Genomic DNA, 17,294 nt, shown 5'->3' with positions numbered 1-17,294 from the left:
AAATCTTGACATAGGACCATACTCCCTATAGATAACAAAAAAGATGTCCTTATTCCTGTAAACAGGATAAGTCCATCTTTTCCGTTATCTGCACTGCTTATTTCTGCACAATATTTATATCCACTTGAAAACGTTGATTTTACGCTGTTTTTCGCTATCTATCTTCTGATTTACTCCATTTTTACTCCAATTTTAAGCCAATATTTTCAGTTCGGCTACTTCTTCTTTTTTCTTTTCTTCTGAAACGTGCGTGTATAAATCGGTTGTCATTGCCAGCGTGGAATGACCTAAGAGTTTCTGTACTACCTGTTGGTCTACTCCATTTTCATAACACCTTGTAGCGTATGTATGTCGCAGAGTGTGACAGGTAAACACTTCAAATATCTTCGGCTCTCTCTTTTCTTCCTTTGCCAGTTCAATCTCTATCACATTGATTTTCGCTACATAGTCTTTGATTGCACTATTGACGTTGTAATAATAAACTGGCGAACCATCAGAACAGGTAAATACCAAGTTTTGAAATTCTTTATGCTGTTTCCATATCGAGCGTTTCCACATCTTCTGTTCTGTCTGCTTTATCTTCTGATTTTGTAAAATCTCATACACTTCATCTGTCATAGGAATTACACGATTACTGGATATGGTTTTTGCAGTCGTATAGAAAAACTTTGAACCCTCAACAGGACTGGAAGCCTTTGAATAATGGATTGTCTTATTGATTATAATTTCTCTTTTTTCAAAGTCACAATCTTCCCATTTTAGTCCCAGCACTTCTCCAATCCGACAACCTGTTGTCACAGCAAATTTCAAAACATTGATGTGTATGTAGGAAGAAGCAAATGTAAAGAATTTTTCCTGTTCCTCTCTTGTTAATACACGTCTTTCTTTTTTCACTTCTTTTGGCATTTCCACACCGATACAAGGATTTTTTCTAATGTATTCACTCAATACCGCTTTATCAAACATATCACTCAACATAAATCTGATGTTCGACACCGTTCCATGTGCAAGACCGCTGTCTATCAAGTCATTTAAAAACTTCTGAACGTGATATGTTTTAATATCCTGCAAATACATCTTTCCGATAGAGTTCTTCACTCTTGAATTGTAGTAACTGTGGTTTTTATATATCGTAGTCATTTTAACTGTTTTCTTCTTATACAACTCCGTCCACGTTACATACCATGCGTTTAAAGTGATACTTTCGCCATTGCCATTCAAACCATGTTCATCTTCATAAACCGCTTCTCGCAACTTCCGTTTTAATTCATTCAGTTTAAAATCATAAAGCGTTTTTCGTTTCCCTGTTTTGCTTGTAAATCTTGCAATATAGCGTCCGTCTGCTCTCTGTGAAATTCCCTTACCGAGTTCTTTGCCCTTTAAATCTTTACCCATACCAACTTTCCTTTCTTCTACTGAAAGAAATATGGTAAAGTAAATATTTCAATTTTCATTATATCCACACCCCATTTTCTTTTCAAGCCCTTTTGCATTGATATTCCAGCCATTCATCAAGTAATTTCTTATTTGCATACAACCGATTACCAATGCGTACTGTAAATCTATTTTTCGGATTGTTCAACAGTTCTCTTGCCTTTGTTTTCCCAATCCCCATATACTCACAAAATTCATTTATATTTAGTAATGCTTTTTCGATACGATCACCCCCTTTCGTCTAATTTTCTTGCTTTTATATAATCATCATACAACTGCTTCTGTGTAATATTCATTTCTCCATTTTCTATGAGATTGCCAATATAATCTCTCTGCTCTATCTTCCCAACCTCTGCAAACAGTTTCAAAGACGGGGCAACATACTTTTCCAACCACTCCCACACCTTTTGTAAACTTTTCTTCTGTGGTTGCATGGTAAGTTTCACCTTGCCTATATCTTTCATCAGTTCCGCCCATGCTTGATAGGTTGGATAAAGTCTTTTTCGTGTTGTCATGCTGCCTGTCGGCTTTTCTAAAAATCGTATTTTACTGTTCAATACTTCCATTGCCAGTCCTGCCACATCTCTATATCTCAATAATTCCTGTACTACACTTACCGCCATTTCCTGCCGAAATCTCAACTCATATCTATTCCAATTTTCGTCTAATTCTGTTCCATACTTTTTATTCTGTTCATATCCCTTTTCATAAAATACCAATCTCAAATTACTGGCTGAACTGCCGAGATAAAGACTGCCACCTTTACTCTGAAACACTTCTTCTTTCAGTTCTCCCGAGTCGTGAAAATCTATCTCCCTTAGTTTTGTGGAAAGCAATCCCTCTTTTGTCCGTACAATCAAATCGGGAATACTCAAATACGGTTTTCTGTCGTCTATCGCCAAATCAATCCGAGGAACATTGATATGATACTGGCAAACTCTGTTCAAGAAATCAAACCATGTTTCCTCATTGAGTTGTAAAAAATTCTCATAGTTGCGACAGCCTTTCCCACTCATCAAAATCTGAAAGCCTTGATACTGTGCATTTCCTGTCGGCTTTAGCACCTTGATATTATCGAAGATTGCCACAACCTCATGTCCTGCAATCCCCTTTTCATAGCCCGTTACAGTCATAAGTTCCATAGGTATTTTCAACACATCTTCTATGACTGCTTCTAACGGAACTTCCTTAATGGTTATCTGACACCAATCTATCAAGGCACTTAATTCTTCTTTCTGCCGTATTACTCCCCTGTTAGTGTAGGGGAGTTCTGGAAGAAAACTTCCGCTTCTTTCTTCCAAATTTATCAAACCTCCTTACCTGCAATGGCGTTGCCATTGCCCTGCCCCCCAACCTGCCGTTTGGTACGTCAGAACGAGGGCAGGAACTTTGACCGCCTACATATTTTTATTTGGAACAGGGCGGATACCCTTACAGGTAATCTTCTCCACTAATACAGGAAAGTTTCCTCTCTGCACATAAGGAGCATATACTGGTTCTTCCAGTTCCACCACAGCATAAGGCTCAATCTTCGGAAGTTCCGTTGCTTCCAAGCGAATATCCACGCTGTTCCCAAGTTTCATGCTTCCAAGATGAAGTTTTAAGGCTTCCACTTCCTCTGTTTTCTTCTTACTGTCTTTATCATAGCGGTAACAGTTATCCACACCCATAAAACGAAGTTCTCCAAACGCTTCTTTTACCTGTTCTTTTGTCAATGTAATCTGCATACACGTTCCTTTCTCCCCGTTGAACCGATAGGTCAGCTTCTCATATTTTCATTTTCATATTTACGACGTCGTTTTTAGTTCAGTTATTTCTGAACTTAATTGTATATTAGCACAGACATATTCGTTTTGCAATATAAAGTTTAGTTTTTTATAAACTTTTTGTTTTCTTTTTTCTGAACTTGTGGTATAGTGTCCTTAGACGATAAGATATGAAAAGTTATAACAGGATATGGAAAGAGAGGGTTTTCAGATGAATACAATCGCAGAACGGATTAAATTTGCCATGAAAGCAAAAAATAAAAAACAGGTAGATATAGTCAAAGATACAGGTATCAGCAAAGGGGCGTTCAGTTCCTATCTTTCGGGACAGTACAATCCGAAAGCCGATAAAATGGAACTGATTGCTGACTCCTTAGATGTAGACTTGCGGTGGCTTTACGGACAAAATGTGCCTATGGAACATACAAGCCAAAATGACAATGCCCTGCAATATGTCTTTTATAACAACTCCTGCTCCGAATATCTTCTCGATAATTTAGACGATATCTATATTGCCATGATGACGCAATATGCCGCCCTTATTCCACGCTTTTATGTCCTTGTCAATCGTGCTGGAAATGCAATGCACATACTGCCATTATTTTTGAAAGAGGATAGTTCCCAATTCTATGAATGTCCGTCTGATTTCTTCTATTCTGACAGGCATACCATTTTTACAAGAGATTTTGAAAGTATTCACATGGTATTAACAACAGCCACGATTTACTATTATGGAATTGATACAAAGACCTGTGAACCAAAAGTTACCAAACTTGCCTACTCACAAACTGACGATTGCTTTTATATCGACAACGGAATACAGGACGGTCACATAAAAGCATTTGAAAAAGAAGTGGTAAAAGAAGCACTTTATTTAAAGAATAACGCCCAATAACAGACAAGAGGACTTGCAAGGTTTCTGACCTTTCAAGTCCTCTGCTGTATCATGGTGCAGTCGGCTGCGTCCGTTCCGTCAAGGACTGCCCTACGGCGTATCGGCTACGCCTTGTTCCTTGACCTCACTAGGTTTTCTCTTTTTCTTGACACAACAAAAGCCTGCACGATTTTTCTTCAATCCGACAGACTCTCATTCTTTCACATACTCTATCAATTCTTCTATTCCACAATCCAAGTAACTGCACAGTTTACAGATTAGTTGTGCGTCTAATCTCTGAAATTCATTTCTGCAATAACGATTAAAATTAGACCTCGGTATATCCAATTCTTTACAAATGGTATTCTTACTAATTCCTTTTTCTTTCAGCAGTTCCTCTATGTGAAGTTCTAAATGTCCGTACTTCATTACCTCACCTCTACATAAAAGTATATTCAATAAATCTTTATGTAGTAATTCACTATACAGTGAGGTACTATATAGTTATCCTTATAAATATATAGAAACAGAGGTATGTCAAAATGAAAAAGAAATTATTATTTATCACTATTATTCTAGTCTTGCTTGCAAGTGTTCTCTATTATATCAGTTTACCCGATTATCTTGTATTTAACAGTATGTCATTCAGCAATGGGGCTAATCGTGATACCGAACTACAAGTTATCGTATATCAATACTGGAATACTGATGAAGTGGTAGCAGAAATTGAAGCAGAACATAACCAAATCAACGGAACTCCCACCACCCTTACAATCAATCTACACCGTTCTAAATGGTCTTTTCACAATGGATATGAACCATTTTATACCACTACTATCAATTATGATTGAAAAGGAAAAGCAGACAGTCGATTAAAAAACTGTCTGCTACAAACTGGAATTTATTTAGTTCTTGTTATGCTGTTTTGCTATGCTTTTTTGAGTATTATTAACATCTGCTTTCAGTCGTTCTACATTATCGTATGCCAATCCAAATTTAAAAATCTTTTTCCCTTTTTTATCATAGAATACAGTTAATTTATCATAACTGTAGGTGGGTACAATATTTCCATAATCTAATCCTGTTCTATATGTTTCACTTTTTGTTTTTGATGTTTTAATATCAGACATACGATATTCCTTATTTTTAAAACCAATATGATAAATCACTTTTCCTTTATAAACTTCAACTCGTTTTGTAGCTGAGACAATACCTATAATTCCAAAAATAAAAAGAGGTAGGGGTATAATTACAAGGAATATTGTTAAAAATGTGTAATAAACAAATTCTTGCATAAAAATACAGCTAAAAACAGTTGTGGTTATGAAAATGATACTTATAAGAATCATTAAGCAGCCCACAATCAGATTTAATATTTTTCGACCTTTTTTCATAGCGATACAGTATCTATATGCACTTAAATTTTCCATATGGTTTCCTCCATAACTTCTAAATTTTTCTTTGCGTATAACTTCTTTTCAAACTGAAACCTGCTTGGCTTTATCATAAGGCTGAGTAGAGCATAAAAACGCCAAATAAAAATACTAACAAAGCAACAATCTCTATACGAAAATCAAAGCATTTGAAAACCTCATTTCCATATTTTTCATTCTTAAATACGGAAATTTCTTTTCCAATATTTCTCTTTCCCAATGACAAAAAGATACAACCATGTGCAGTATGATATTTTTTGTTTTTAATCTTCACTATATAAGCATGCTTTTTGACATTAACACCACCTACTACATAACCTGCATTTTGTTCTACAATGTCGATTATTTTCCCTTTGCATTTTTCGCCAGTAAAAACAACCCTATATTTTATGTATAGAATTAATAGTGATGTGAATATAAAAATACTCCCTAAAAGCCACATTGAGTACACTCCTATAATTAAATCTTGTTCGTGTTAAATTCCAATTTGTTTATTTCTCATAATATCATACTTTGCAATTATTTACACCATTATAATCAAAAAAAATAACGCAGACAATATCTCTACCATCTGCGTCATTCCTTTCATGTCTTCTTGAAATATTTACTCCATTTTCTTTCAACTTTTACTCCAAATTTACTCCATTTTAAAAATCTGTTACGATATTTTGCGATATTCTACGATACCTTTTCATTGAAGAAAAATGTCTGTAAACCTTGATTTTCAGCGAACTTTTCAATATTTCCAAGCACTTTATTCTGTTGTGAGAATTTCTTCTCAATTATTTCTGCACAATATTTATAATTCTTCCCGGAACGTAGATTTCTTTTACAATTGTTCCTGTCAATTTATCTGCAACCGCTTCTTTTCCTGCTGCAATCGCATCTTCTTTAGAAATTTCCGCCGGAATTATCACAACTGCTCTTGTTTTTCCGTTAATTTGTACCGCAACTTCAATTTCATCATCTTTCATCGCTTCTTCATCATATGTCGGCCAGCCTGCATGGAATACACTTCCCGTGTTGCCTAACTGTTCCCATAATTCTTCTGCCATATGAGGTGCAAACGGTGCGAGAAGAACTGCAAGTGTACCTAATGTTTCCTTATCCACTCCGCCTTCTTTTTTCGCAATATCTAAAAGTTTATTATTGTATTCCATAAATCCTGAAACAACTGTGTTTAAACTGAAACTTTCCAAACGAGTTGTGATGTCATATACCATTTTATTGCGAATTTTAATCATTTCTTTTGTCGCTTTTACATCAGCATCCTTGCTGTCCATAACAAGATTCCATACACGGTTCAAGAAACGATATACACCATCAATTCCTCTGTCGTCCCATTCAGCATCTAATTCAGGTGGTCCTACAAATAGTTCATACATTCTAAGCGAATCACAACCATAATCTCTTACTAAATCATCCGGAGATACAACATTTCCCTTTGATTTACTCATTTTGATACCATTTTTACCTGTAATCATTCCTTGATTGAATAATTTTTTAAACGGTTCGTCAAAGTCAACTGCTCCTATATCATATAAGAATTTTGTATAGAAACGTGAGTATAACAAATGAAGAACTGCGTGTTCTACACCACCGATATACATATCTACAGGTAACATTTCATCTGCTTTTTCTTTTGATACGAGTTCCTCTGTATTGTGGTTATCTACATAACGAAGGAAATACCACGAAGATCCTGCCCACTGAGGCATTGTATTTGTTTCACGTTTTGCCGGTTTACCACAAATCGGACAAGTTGTGTTTACCCAACTTTCAATTGCTGCAAGAGGAGATTCTCCTGTACCTGTCGGTTCATAGGAATCTACATCAGGCAATGTAAGAGGAAGTTGTTCTTCCGGAACCGGCACTGCACCACAATGTTCACAGTGAATAATTGGGATTGGTTCTCCCCAATAACGCTGACGAGAGAATACCCAGTCACGCAATTTGAAGTTTACTGTTGCCTTACCGATGCCTTTTTCTTCAATCATATGAGGGGCTTCTTTTTTCAATACTGCCGATTCCATTCCGTTCCATTCTCCAGAATTAATCATTGTTCCTACAGCATCCGTATACGCTTCTGTCATATTTTCAATTTCTTTTCCGTCTTTAGCAATTACCTGAATAATCGGGATATTGAATTTTGTAGCAAATTCAAAATCACGGTCATCATGTGCCGGTACACACATAATTGCTCCTGTTCCATAATCTGCCAATACATAATCTGATAACCAAATCGGTACTTTTTTATTATTGATTGGATTAATTGCATAAGAACCTGTAAATACACCTGTTTTTTCTTTATCCTGAAGTCTGTCCACATTCGATTTCATTGAAGAGTCTGCAATATATTTCTCTACTGCTTCTCTTGTTTCATCTGTGGCAAGTTCTTTTGCTAAAGCATGTTCCGGCGCAAGTACCATAAATGTAGCACCGTGTAATGTATCCGGTCTTGTTGTGTATACTGTGATTTTTTCATCTTTCCCATCTACTTTAAAATCCACCTCAGCACCGTAAGATTTTCCAATCCATTCCGCCTGCATTTTCTTTACTTTTTCAGGCCAATCCAATTTGTCAAGGTCATTTAATAATCTGTCTGCATATTTTGTAATACGAAGCATCCACTGACGAAGATTTTTCTTTGTTACTTCTGTTCCGCATCGTTCACATTTACCATTTACTACTTCTTCATTCGCTAACCCTGTTTTACATGAAGGACACCAGTTAATCGGAAATTCTTTTTCATATGCAAGTCCTTCTTTAAACATTTTCACAAAAATCCACTGTGTCCATTTATAAAATGCAGGATCAGTTGTGTTTACTTCCATGTCCCAATCATATAATGCTGAAATCTCATTTAACTGTTTTTTGAAGTTTTTAATATTTTCTTCTGTTGAAATAGATGGATGTACACCCATTTTAATTGCATAGTTTTCTGCCGGAAGACCAAATGCATCCCATCCCATCGGATGTACAATATAATGTCCCTGTAATAATTTATAACGGCTCCATGCATCTGAAATAACATACCCTCTCCAATGTCCTACATGAAGACCATTTCCTGATGGATAAGGGAACATATCCAAACAGTAATATTTCTCTCTTTTTCCATTTTCATCTGATTTGACGTTTACCGGATTTTTTTCCCAGTTTTCACGCCATTTTTTTTCAATCGCCTTGTGATTATAAGGTGTTGCCATGATTTTTTCCTCCTATTTACATTATAAAAAAACCTCTTCATCTCTAACCAAGAGACGAAAAGGTCTATCCGCGTTACCACTCTTATTCATTCTGCTTTCGCAAAATGCACTCATTTCTTCTATAACGGGAAGTCCCGCTTCTGCCTACGTTACTTAACGAGATACTCATCAAATATATTTCAGCAAAAGAACTCTGAGGCGAGTTGGGAGATTACGCTGTTGTCTTGCACCACCCGACAACTCTCTGCAAACGATAGGCTCTTAATACTCCTCTTCCTTGTCATTATTGTATTTAGTTCAATTAACTATTTTATTGTACACATCCCTTATTTATTTGTCAAGTTTCCTACGAAAATGTGACAAAATAGGTTGTGTATGCTTCACTTTTATTATATCCCAGTTTTTCAGCAAGCGCTACCGACCTCAAATCTATAGCATCCCAACTCGGATATTTTCCTCTTTTGAGGCATTCTAGAATAAGTGCTGCTCCGCAGGCGGTTGCCAACCCTTTTCGTCTGTAAGTTTCTTTTGTGTCAATTTCTATCTCGATTCCTTCCCGATAAAATGTATAAGAAGACGCTCCCGCCACAATCTCCTCTCCAAAAAGTGCAACTACGCCTACGCCATTTTCTTCAAACTGCTTATAATCTGAAAACGTAGCACAAAAGTCCTTTGACCATTCTTCTTGTAATACTTTATTATATAGTTCCTCATCAATCTTCTTAAGTACATACTCTTCCGGAAGTTTTTCAACATATTGAAAGAGTTTTTCCGTATCAAAAGTATTTTCTTTTTTTATGCCATAACGCTTTACTTTTTCCTGCCGTTCTCCAAAAACTTCCTCAATATACTTATTCCATGCTTCTTCTTTTGGCACAACAAGAACAAATTCTTTTTTGGCTGTTTGTGGAATATAGGCAACTAATTCTCTATCAGGTTCTCCTGCCAAAAAGCAGAAATCTGCAATGGCTATCATGGAAGTTTTCGTTTCCTTTCCTGCAACAGAAAATGCTTTTCCCATGCATCCCTGCAAGCAGGACCAAATCATTGTTTCATCCCAACCGGAAAACAAATGTTCAATACATGACCTTTCTTCCCTTTTTACCTCTCTTATCATTTCTTCTCTCTCCGTTCAAGTTCCAGTAAAAATGTTTTCTTATCTAATCCACCTGCATATCCGACCAATTTTCCATTCGCTCCCACAACTCTGTGACATGGAATAATAATCGGAATGGGATTTTTATTATTCGCCATTCCAACTGCACGGTATCCTTTTGGATTATCAATCTGTATGGCAATATCTTTATAACTCCTTGTTTCCCCATAAAGAATATTTTTCAAGGACTCCCACACTTTTAGTTGAAAAGGTGTTCCTTCAGGAGCAAGAGGAATATCAAATATTTCTCGCTTTCCCTGAAAATACTCATCCAGTTGTTTTTTCACTTCCATAATAAATATATTTTCTCCGTCACAGTTCTCAACTATAACATTTTCCTCAAGAAAATCAATTTTACGAATCCCTTTTTCATCTGCATTTATTCCCAATTTCCCAATCGGTGAAAAATATACATACATTCTTTCGTTTCTCCCCTTCACCATTACATTTTACATAATTTTTCCACACATTCACGAACGAACGGTTCGTCTTTTTCATCGGTCAGTGTGATAATCATATCACTTGGGAGAAGAACCGTTTTTCCTTTTGGAATAACTTCCTTATCCCCTCTTTTAATAGAAACAAGAAGACAATTTTGCGGCCATTCAATTTCCTGTACCGCTTTGTGTGCTAACGGTGAACCGTGCATAATCACATGGCTGATTAATATTTTCTGCCCCTTAACTTCCTCTGTCTTCTCACCGTTTTTTTTCAAAAGTCTTTCCAACAGACTTTCATAAATCGGTTCTGAACCAATCAGACTTGCTACCACATAAGCAACAATAGAAATTATGGAGAGCGATAACATTTGACTGACTGAACCTGTCATTTCAAAAATAAGAATAATCGCTGTCAACGGCGCTCTTACAATTGCTGTAAAATTCCCTGCCATTGCCAACAGAACAAAATTATTAATATAATCCGGATCCATACCAAAATAATTTACGCCTATCATTCCAAAAATCCCACCGACAAAAGCCCCCAAAACAAGCAATGGGAAGAAAATTCCTCCCGGCGCTCCCGATCCAAAAGATACCGCCGAAAACAAAAATTTTCCAATTAAAATAACAATTGCTCCACCCAAAAACAATTCATGGCTTGTCAGTCTGTCAATTAATTCATGTCCGCTTCCAAGTAATTCCGGCATAACAAACATAAGGATTCCCGCCAACATAAACGGTATCATTACTTTTGTAATTTCATTTAATCGTTTCGATTGTTTGTACCACGACTGTACTTTTAATGTAAACCAATTATATACACATCCCAAAACACCAAGAATAATACCAAGCAGTATAATCAACCAGTAATAACTTTGTGGCAGTACATGGCCAATATCAAATCGAAACACCGGCTCAATCCCGATAAACTGTGATGATAAATAATCTGCCGAAATTGACGCTGTCATCACTGATACAAGGACGGATACCGAGAAATTTTTGTGTACTTCTTCAAGCGAAAACATTACCCCTGCAAGTGGTGCATGAAAAGCCGCCGAAAGTCCTGCACTTGCCCCACACGTTAATAAAAATTTTTCTTCTGTCTTCCCTCTGTCCAGCACTTTAGAAATTCCCTTTCCGGTCATCGCCCCAAGTTGAATGGATGGGCCTTCACGTCCAAGTGACAACCCTGCAAGCAGAGATAAAAATCCGCCGATAAATTTTGCCGGCAAAACTTTCCACCATGTCTGATTTAATTTTCCTGCCATTTCACCTTCCAACTGCGGTATTCCACTTCCTGAAATCATCGGTTCCCATTTAATCAAAATTCCGACTACAACCGCCATTAGAAATAGCAGACAAAACCAACCTGCCGCCTTAATCGGAGAATGTCCTATATACTGACAAACTGCCTCAAGCCACTGTCCTGCATACTTTAAAGCAATTCGATACGCCAGCACAACAAGACCTGCCACACTTCCCACAAGCAGACCTTCCCCGATAAGAACAACATGAAAACGCTCCGCACGCTTCAATATATGTAACGTATCTTTTTTCATTTTTCCCCCTCTTTCCTACATATTTGCTTTTATTATTGTAACATATTTCTCCTTTCTTTCCCATATTCTATAATTGAGAAAGGTTATTTCGAGGTATTATCTTGAAAAAATGCAAAAAATTCACCGCACTTCTACTCCTGTTTTCCCTCTCTTTTTCTGTCGGACATTTAACTGCAAAAACTATTCACACCTTTTCTGACAAAGCCGTTCCGGCATCCGCGGAAGGTAACTGGGGACTCAGTTTTCAGGAGGAAGGAAAACTCCCTGTAGGAAATGCATCCATTGATGAACTAAAACAGTATGATGCCTACTATGCCGAACCGACCGAAGAAAAAGTTCTATATCTGACTTTCGACGCCGGATTTGAAAATGGCAATACACCTGCTATACTGGATGCCTTAAAAAAACATAATGCTCCCGCTACTTTTTTTGTCGTAGGCAACTTTTTAAGAACAAGCCCCGATTTAGTAAAAAGAATAGTAAAAGAAGGACACATCGTCGGAAATCACACGCTAAATCATCTGGATATGTCAAAACTCTCTTCTAAAGAAGAATTTCAAAAAGAAATCTCCGGTGTAGAAGATTTATATAAAGAAATCACAGGAAAACGAATGAAAAAATTATATCGCGCTCCACAGGGAAAATATAGTACAACAAATTTACAAATGGCAAAGGATTTCGGTTATAAAACATTTTTCTGGAGTTTGGCCTATGTAGATTGGTACGAAAACAATCAGCCGACAAAAGAAGAAGCATTTGACAAACTATTAAAAAGGATTCATCCGGGTGCAATTGTCCTTCTGCACAGCACTTCTTCCACTAACGCACAAATTTTAGATGAACTTTTAACCAAATGGGAAGAAAGGGGATATACCTTTAAATCTTTAGAAACATTTTTATAACTTACACTTATAATATCAATTTAAAAATATTCATAAGCATTCCTTTGCTTTCCAAAGGAAATCATGATAAACTTATTCTGTTAAAGACACAAATTTGTTATCAGAAAAAGGAGGATTTCTCATGGGCGGATTTTTTGGTGTCGCCGGAAAATCAAACTGTACACTTGATTTGTTTTATGGCGTTGACTACCACTCACATTTAGGAACACGAAGAGGCGGTATGGCTACTTACGGTCCACAAGGTTTTAGCAGAGCCATTCACAATATAGAAAACTCTCCATTCCGTACAAAATTTGAGCGGGATGTGGAAGAACTAAAAGGAAATATCGGCATCGGTTGTATTTCTGATTTTGAACCACAGCCATTGCTAATTCAATCACATCTAGGAAGTTTTGCCATTACTACTGTTGGCAAAATTAATAATATGGATGAATTATTAGAAAGAGTTTATCAGCATGGACACACTCATTTTCAAGAAATGAGCGGAGGACAAATTAATGCTACTGAATTAATTGGTTCTTTAATTTGTCACAAAGACTCTCTTGTAGAAGGTATTCAGTTTGTTCAGGAAATTGTTGACGGTTCTATGACTATTCTTCTTATGACTCAAGACGGACTTTACGCTGCAAGAGATCGTTTGGGAAGAACTCCTCTTGTAATCGGAAAGAAAAAAGATGCCTACTGTGTATCTTTTGAAGATTTTGCTTATATCAACTTAGGTTATTCAACTTATAAAGAACTCGGACCTGCCGAAATTGTACATATTACACCTGACGGGGTTGAAACAGTAAGCCCTGCTAAAGAAGATATGAAAATCTGTTCATTCCTCTGGGTATATTACGGGTATCCGACATCTTCTTATGAAGGAGTAAATGTAGAAGAAATGCGTTACAAATGCGGAAGTATGCTTGCAAAACGTGATGCAGAAGATAACATAAAACCTGATATTGTCGCAGGTGTACCTGATTCAGGAATTGCTCACGCTATCGGATATTCAAATGAATCAAGCATTCCTTTTGCAAGACCATTCATTAAATATACGCCTACATGGCCTCGTTCTTTCATGCCACAAAATCAGGAACAGAGAAATCTGATTGCCCGCATGAAATTAATTCCGGTACAGTCATTAATTGAGGACAAGAGTCTTTTATTAATTGATGATTCGATTGTACGCGGTACTCAATTGCGTGAAACAACTGAATTTTTATATAATAGCGGTGCGAAAGAAGTTCATGTAAGACCTGCCTGCCCACCATTATTATATGGTTGTAAATACTTGAATTTCTCACGTTCTAAATCAGAATTAGATTTAATTACAAGACAGGTTATTCAGAAACTCGAGGGGGACAATGCAGAAAATGTACTTCACGAATATGCTGACCCGACAACAGAAAGATATGCCAATATGCTTGAAGAAATTCGCAAAAAACAAAACTTTACTACTTTAAGATACCACCGCTTAGACGATTTAATTGCTTCTATCGGATTAGAACCTTGTAAAGTTTGTACATATTGTTTCAACGGAAAAGAATAATTTCAAAAACTACAGTTCTAAGTTATTGAACTGTAGTTTTTTTGTAAGTAAAAAGACCAGCAGCATACAGCCGACGGTCTTTCATTTCTCTTTTATAATCCATTTCCCTTTACTTTTCTATTAATTTTCCATATATTAACTTTCTTCTACCTATCAGTCTGACGACGGATTATATACTTGGGTTCGCGAAGCATTCGGAACAAAATACGCTTCATGTATCTTAGCTAAATTGAACTGCTAAATTTTTTTTTGGGGGGTATGCTTCATTCCTTATATTCTTTGCGGTAAACTTTGCATATATGCTGAGAAAACCAGATTTATCGGAGAATAAGATTTCAGGGCTTTATGTTTGAAAATGTTCTAAATTACAAAGCAAACTATAAAGTTGTCTATTAAAACAGAGGAGTTATTCTCTCAGAACTAACTCCTCTATCTACTCTAATTTTCTAATCATTTGTCAGATGAATTTTATCCAATATATAGAAAATTAAACTTAATATCATTCCTACCACGCAGGCTAATACCATTCCCTTTAATTCTACATTTCCAAATTTCACTGTAATTCCTGATAATCCTGTTACAAAAACAACAGATGTCAACGCTAGATTTCTTGATTTACCGTAATCCACTTTGGAATCTACTAAAATTCTTATACCTGATGTTCCTATCATTCCATATAGTAGGAAAGAAATTCCGCCTATCACCGCTCCCGGAATTGTTTGAATCAGAACAGTCAGTTTCCCGATAAATGAACAGATAATGGAAAGAATACCCGCACCCGCAATAACATATACGCTATATACGCCCGTAACTGCCATAACTCCGATATTTTCCCCATAAGTTGTTGTCGGCACAGAACCGATAAATCCCGATAGCATTGTAGAAAAATTATCTCCGAATAACGAACGATGAAGTCCCGGTTCTTTCAATAGATTTCTTCCTACAATTTTTCCTGTTACAATCTGATGTCCGATATGCTCCGATGTAATAACAAGAATAACAGGTAGAATAATTAAAATGGCTTCCAAATTAAATTTCGGCGCCGAAAAATTCGGTATGGCAAATAATGACGCTTTAGATACTTCAGTAAAATCAACTATTCCACAGGCAATGGCGGAAATATATCCGGCGATTACCGCAATTAGAATAGGGATAACCGATAAAAATCCTTTAAAAACAACCGACCCAAAAACTGCAATTCCTAAAGTTACAAAAAATACAATTGCATTTTCCGATTTGATATGTTCTTCTAAAAGTCCTGCATTACTTGCAGCAGCTCCCGCTAATTCCAAACCAATCAGCGCTACTACCGGTCCCATCGCCGCCGGAGGCAATACTATGTCTATCCAATCTGAGCCGAATTTGTAAATAATAAATGCCAGTATACAACCACAAAACCCTACTGCAACAAATCCACCTAAAGCATATTCATAACCAAATTTGCTGATAACCATTCCTGCTGGTGCAAGAAAAGCAAAACTTGAGCCTAAATATGCAGGTGCTTTTCCCTTTGTAATAAGGATAAAAAGAAGTGTTCCCACCCCATTCATAAATAGTACAATTGCCGGATTAATTCCGAACACAAAAGGTACAAGTACCGATGCTCCAAACATAGCAAACATATGCTGAATGCTAAGAGGCACTAATAACTTAAACGGGACTTTTTCTTCCACTTGAATAATTTTTCTCTTTTCCACTCACTTTCCTCTCTTTCGTTTTTCTATTCAGTATAACAAAAGAAGAGCAGATTTTCTACTCTTCTTTCATAAAACGATTATTTATTTAATCCCATTTCTTCTCTTACTTCAATAAAGCATTTTACAATGAAATCAATATCTTCTTTTGTATGACTTGCACATACTTGTGTACGGATTCTTGCTTTTCCCTTTGGAACAACCGGATAAGAGAAAGCCACAACATAAACACCTTTTTCCATCATGCGTTTTGCAAATTCCGCTGCCGTCACTTCATCGTATAGCATAACCGGTACACATGGATGTGTTCCCATGATAATGTCAAATCCGTTATCTACAAGTAACTTACGATAGTAATCTGTTGTTTCTTCCAAATGATCACGAAGTTCTGTGCTTTCGCTTAACATATCAAATAATTCAATACTTGCTCCTGCAATTGCCGGCGCTAATGAGTTAGAGAATAAGTATGGACGGCTTCTCTGACGAAGTAAATCAACGATTTCCTTGCGGGCAGCTGTGTATCCACCTGACGCTCCGCCGAGCGCTTTTCCTAAAGTACCTGTAATAATATCTACTCGTCCTTCTACTCCACAATGCTCCGCAGTTCCCCGTCCATGTGCTCCGACAAATCCAACAGCGTGGCTGTCATCTACCATAACTAAAGCGTTATATTTATCCGCTAAATCACAAACTCCTTTTAAGTTGCAGATAATTCCATCCATAGAGAACACACCGTCTGTTGCAATTAATTTAATTCTTGCACCCGCTTCATCTGCTTCTTTTAATTTTGCTTCCAAATCTTCCATATCATTGTTTTTGTAGCGGAAGCGTTTTGCCTTACATAAGCGAACGCCATCAATAATGGAAGCATGATTTAATTCATCACTGATAACCGCATCATCTGCTGTTAAAATAGTTTCAAATAATCCTCCGTTAGCATCAAAACATGAAGAATACAGAATTGTATCATCCATTCCTAAGAAATCAGAAATTTTCTTTTCTAACCGCTTATGAATATCCTGTGTTCCACAAATAAAACGTACTGATGCAACTCCATATCCTCTTTCATCATAAGTTCTCTTTGCCGCATCAATTAATCTCTGGTTATCTCCTAACCCTAAATAGTTATTTGCACACATATTGATAACTTCTCTTCCGTCTTCCAATTTTACTTTTGCGCCTTGTGCGGAAGCAATCGGTGCTTCACCTTTGAATAATCCTGCTGCTTTAATGTCTTCCACTTCTTTTGTGTAGATACTTAAAATATCATTTTTACGTGCCATTTCTATCAATCCT

17 protein-coding genes and 1 other annotated feature are annotated in these 17,294 nt (G+C 36.6%); of the genes, 4 read left to right on the top strand and 13 right to left on the bottom strand.

Translation table 11 applies throughout. The features are described from left to right. Positions 1-192 precede the first annotated feature (192 nt). The 4 genes from ACYPXO_RS07170 to ACYPXO_RS07155 all read right to left on the bottom strand — a co-directional run bounded on the left by ACYPXO_RS07170 (position 193) and on the right by ACYPXO_RS07155 (position 3,161). Positions 193-1,395, bottom strand: coding sequence for a tyrosine-type recombinase/integrase (locus tag ACYPXO_RS07170; RefSeq protein WP_173749539.1), 1,203 nt, complete (start codon positions 1,393-1,395; stop codon positions 193-195). A gap of 82 nt (positions 1,396-1,477) precedes the next feature. After that, positions 1,478-1,657, bottom strand: a complete 180-nt coding sequence (locus ACYPXO_RS07165; RefSeq protein WP_081445676.1) for an excisionase — start codon at positions 1,655-1,657, stop codon at positions 1,478-1,480. A gap of 4 nt (positions 1,658-1,661) precedes the next feature. Continuing rightward, positions 1,662-2,744 (bottom strand): replication initiation factor domain-containing protein, encoded by a 1,083-nt coding sequence (locus ACYPXO_RS07160; protein WP_173749540.1) that lies wholly within the window; start codon positions 2,742-2,744, stop codon positions 1,662-1,664. Positions 2,745-2,831: 87 nt separating this feature from the next. After that, complete coding sequence (locus ACYPXO_RS07155) at positions 2,832-3,161, bottom strand: hypothetical protein (protein WP_270602940.1); 330 nt, start codon at positions 3,159-3,161, stop codon at positions 2,832-2,834. 250 nt (positions 3,162-3,411) lie between these two features. Between ACYPXO_RS07155 and ACYPXO_RS07150 the strand changes: the two genes are divergently transcribed. Continuing rightward, entirely contained in the window at positions 3,412-4,095 is a 684-nt protein-coding gene (locus tag ACYPXO_RS07150) for a helix-turn-helix domain-containing protein (protein ID WP_173823009.1), read from the top strand. Positions 4,096-4,287: 192 nt separating this feature from the next. Here the strand turns inward: ACYPXO_RS07150 and ACYPXO_RS07145 are convergent, their stop codons facing one another. Next, positions 4,288-4,503, bottom strand: a complete 216-nt coding sequence (locus ACYPXO_RS07145) for a helix-turn-helix domain-containing protein (RefSeq protein WP_004611575.1) — start codon at positions 4,501-4,503, stop codon at positions 4,288-4,290. A gap of 113 nt (positions 4,504-4,616) precedes the next feature. Here ACYPXO_RS07145 and ACYPXO_RS07140 point away from each other — a divergent pair, with 113 nt between their 5' ends. Then, on the top strand, positions 4,617-4,925 hold the full coding sequence (locus tag ACYPXO_RS07140) for a hypothetical protein (RefSeq protein ID WP_173823011.1): 309 nt from the start codon (positions 4,617-4,619) through the stop codon (positions 4,923-4,925). Between the two features lie 54 nt (positions 4,926-4,979). On the opposite strand, the gene ACYPXO_RS07135 is transcribed toward ACYPXO_RS07140, so the two are convergent. The 6 genes from ACYPXO_RS07135 to ACYPXO_RS07110 form a co-directional block, all read right to left on the bottom strand. Beyond that, positions 4,980-5,504: a hypothetical protein gene (locus ACYPXO_RS07135; RefSeq protein WP_077726093.1), complete on the bottom strand. Its 525-nt coding sequence runs from the start codon at positions 5,502-5,504 to the stop codon at positions 4,980-4,982. A gap of 73 nt (positions 5,505-5,577) precedes the next feature. Next, complete coding sequence (locus ACYPXO_RS07130; protein WP_459639926.1) at positions 5,578-5,949, bottom strand: hypothetical protein; 372 nt, start codon at positions 5,947-5,949, stop codon at positions 5,578-5,580. A 340-nt stretch (positions 5,950-6,289) separates the two neighbouring features. Then, complete coding sequence (leuS, locus tag ACYPXO_RS07125; RefSeq protein WP_459639925.1) at positions 6,290-8,713, bottom strand: leucine--tRNA ligase; 2,424 nt, start codon at positions 8,711-8,713, stop codon at positions 6,290-6,292. A 47-nt stretch (positions 8,714-8,760) separates the two neighbouring features. Further along, positions 8,761-9,000: a binding site (T-box leader), on the bottom strand. A gap of 59 nt (positions 9,001-9,059) precedes the next feature. Next, complete coding sequence (locus tag ACYPXO_RS07120) at positions 9,060-9,830, bottom strand: GNAT family N-acetyltransferase (protein WP_459639924.1); 771 nt, start codon at positions 9,828-9,830, stop codon at positions 9,060-9,062. Next, positions 9,827-10,288 carry a methylated-DNA--[protein]-cysteine S-methyltransferase gene (locus ACYPXO_RS07115; protein WP_459639923.1) on the bottom strand — a complete coding sequence of 154 codons (462 nt, stop codon included), beginning with the start codon at positions 10,286-10,288 and terminating at the stop codon, positions 9,827-9,829. The genes ACYPXO_RS07120 and ACYPXO_RS07115 overlap by 4 nt, the downstream gene beginning before the upstream one ends. 23 nt (positions 10,289-10,311) lie before the next feature. Next, positions 10,312-11,868: a ClC family H(+)/Cl(-) exchange transporter gene (locus tag ACYPXO_RS07110; protein ID WP_459639922.1), complete on the bottom strand. Its 1,557-nt coding sequence runs from the start codon at positions 11,866-11,868 to the stop codon at positions 10,312-10,314. Positions 11,869-11,969: 101 nt separating this feature from the next. On the opposite strand from ACYPXO_RS07110, the gene ACYPXO_RS07105 reads away from it, so the two are divergent. Together ACYPXO_RS07105 and ACYPXO_RS07100 are read left to right on the top strand one after the other, a co-directional pair. Beyond that, positions 11,970-12,770, top strand: coding sequence for a polysaccharide deacetylase family protein (locus ACYPXO_RS07105; RefSeq protein ID WP_459639921.1), 801 nt, complete (start codon positions 11,970-11,972; stop codon positions 12,768-12,770). A 121-nt stretch (positions 12,771-12,891) separates the two neighbouring features. After that, the gene (locus ACYPXO_RS07100; protein ID WP_459639920.1) at positions 12,892-14,304 is read left to right on the top strand and encodes an amidophosphoribosyltransferase; all 1,413 of its coding nucleotides are present in this window, start codon (positions 12,892-12,894) and stop codon (positions 14,302-14,304) included. A gap of 446 nt (positions 14,305-14,750) precedes the next feature. Here ACYPXO_RS07100 and uraA read toward each other — a convergent pair whose 3' ends face one another. Together uraA and ACYPXO_RS07090 are read right to left on the bottom strand one after the other, a co-directional pair. Continuing rightward, positions 14,751-16,001: a uracil permease gene (uraA, locus tag ACYPXO_RS07095; protein WP_459639919.1), complete on the bottom strand. Its 1,251-nt coding sequence runs from the start codon at positions 15,999-16,001 to the stop codon at positions 14,751-14,753. 77 nt (positions 16,002-16,078) lie between these two features. After that, a complete protein-coding gene (locus ACYPXO_RS07090; protein WP_459639918.1) occupies positions 16,079-17,281 on the bottom strand; it encodes a glycine C-acetyltransferase in 1,203 nt (400 codons plus the stop codon). Between the last annotated feature and the right edge of the window lie 13 nt (positions 17,282-17,294).

This window comes from Faecalimonas canis, assembly GCF_054601575.1.
Note: the sequence above shows the minus strand (reverse complement) of the source record. Positions and strands in the feature narration are given on the sequence as shown.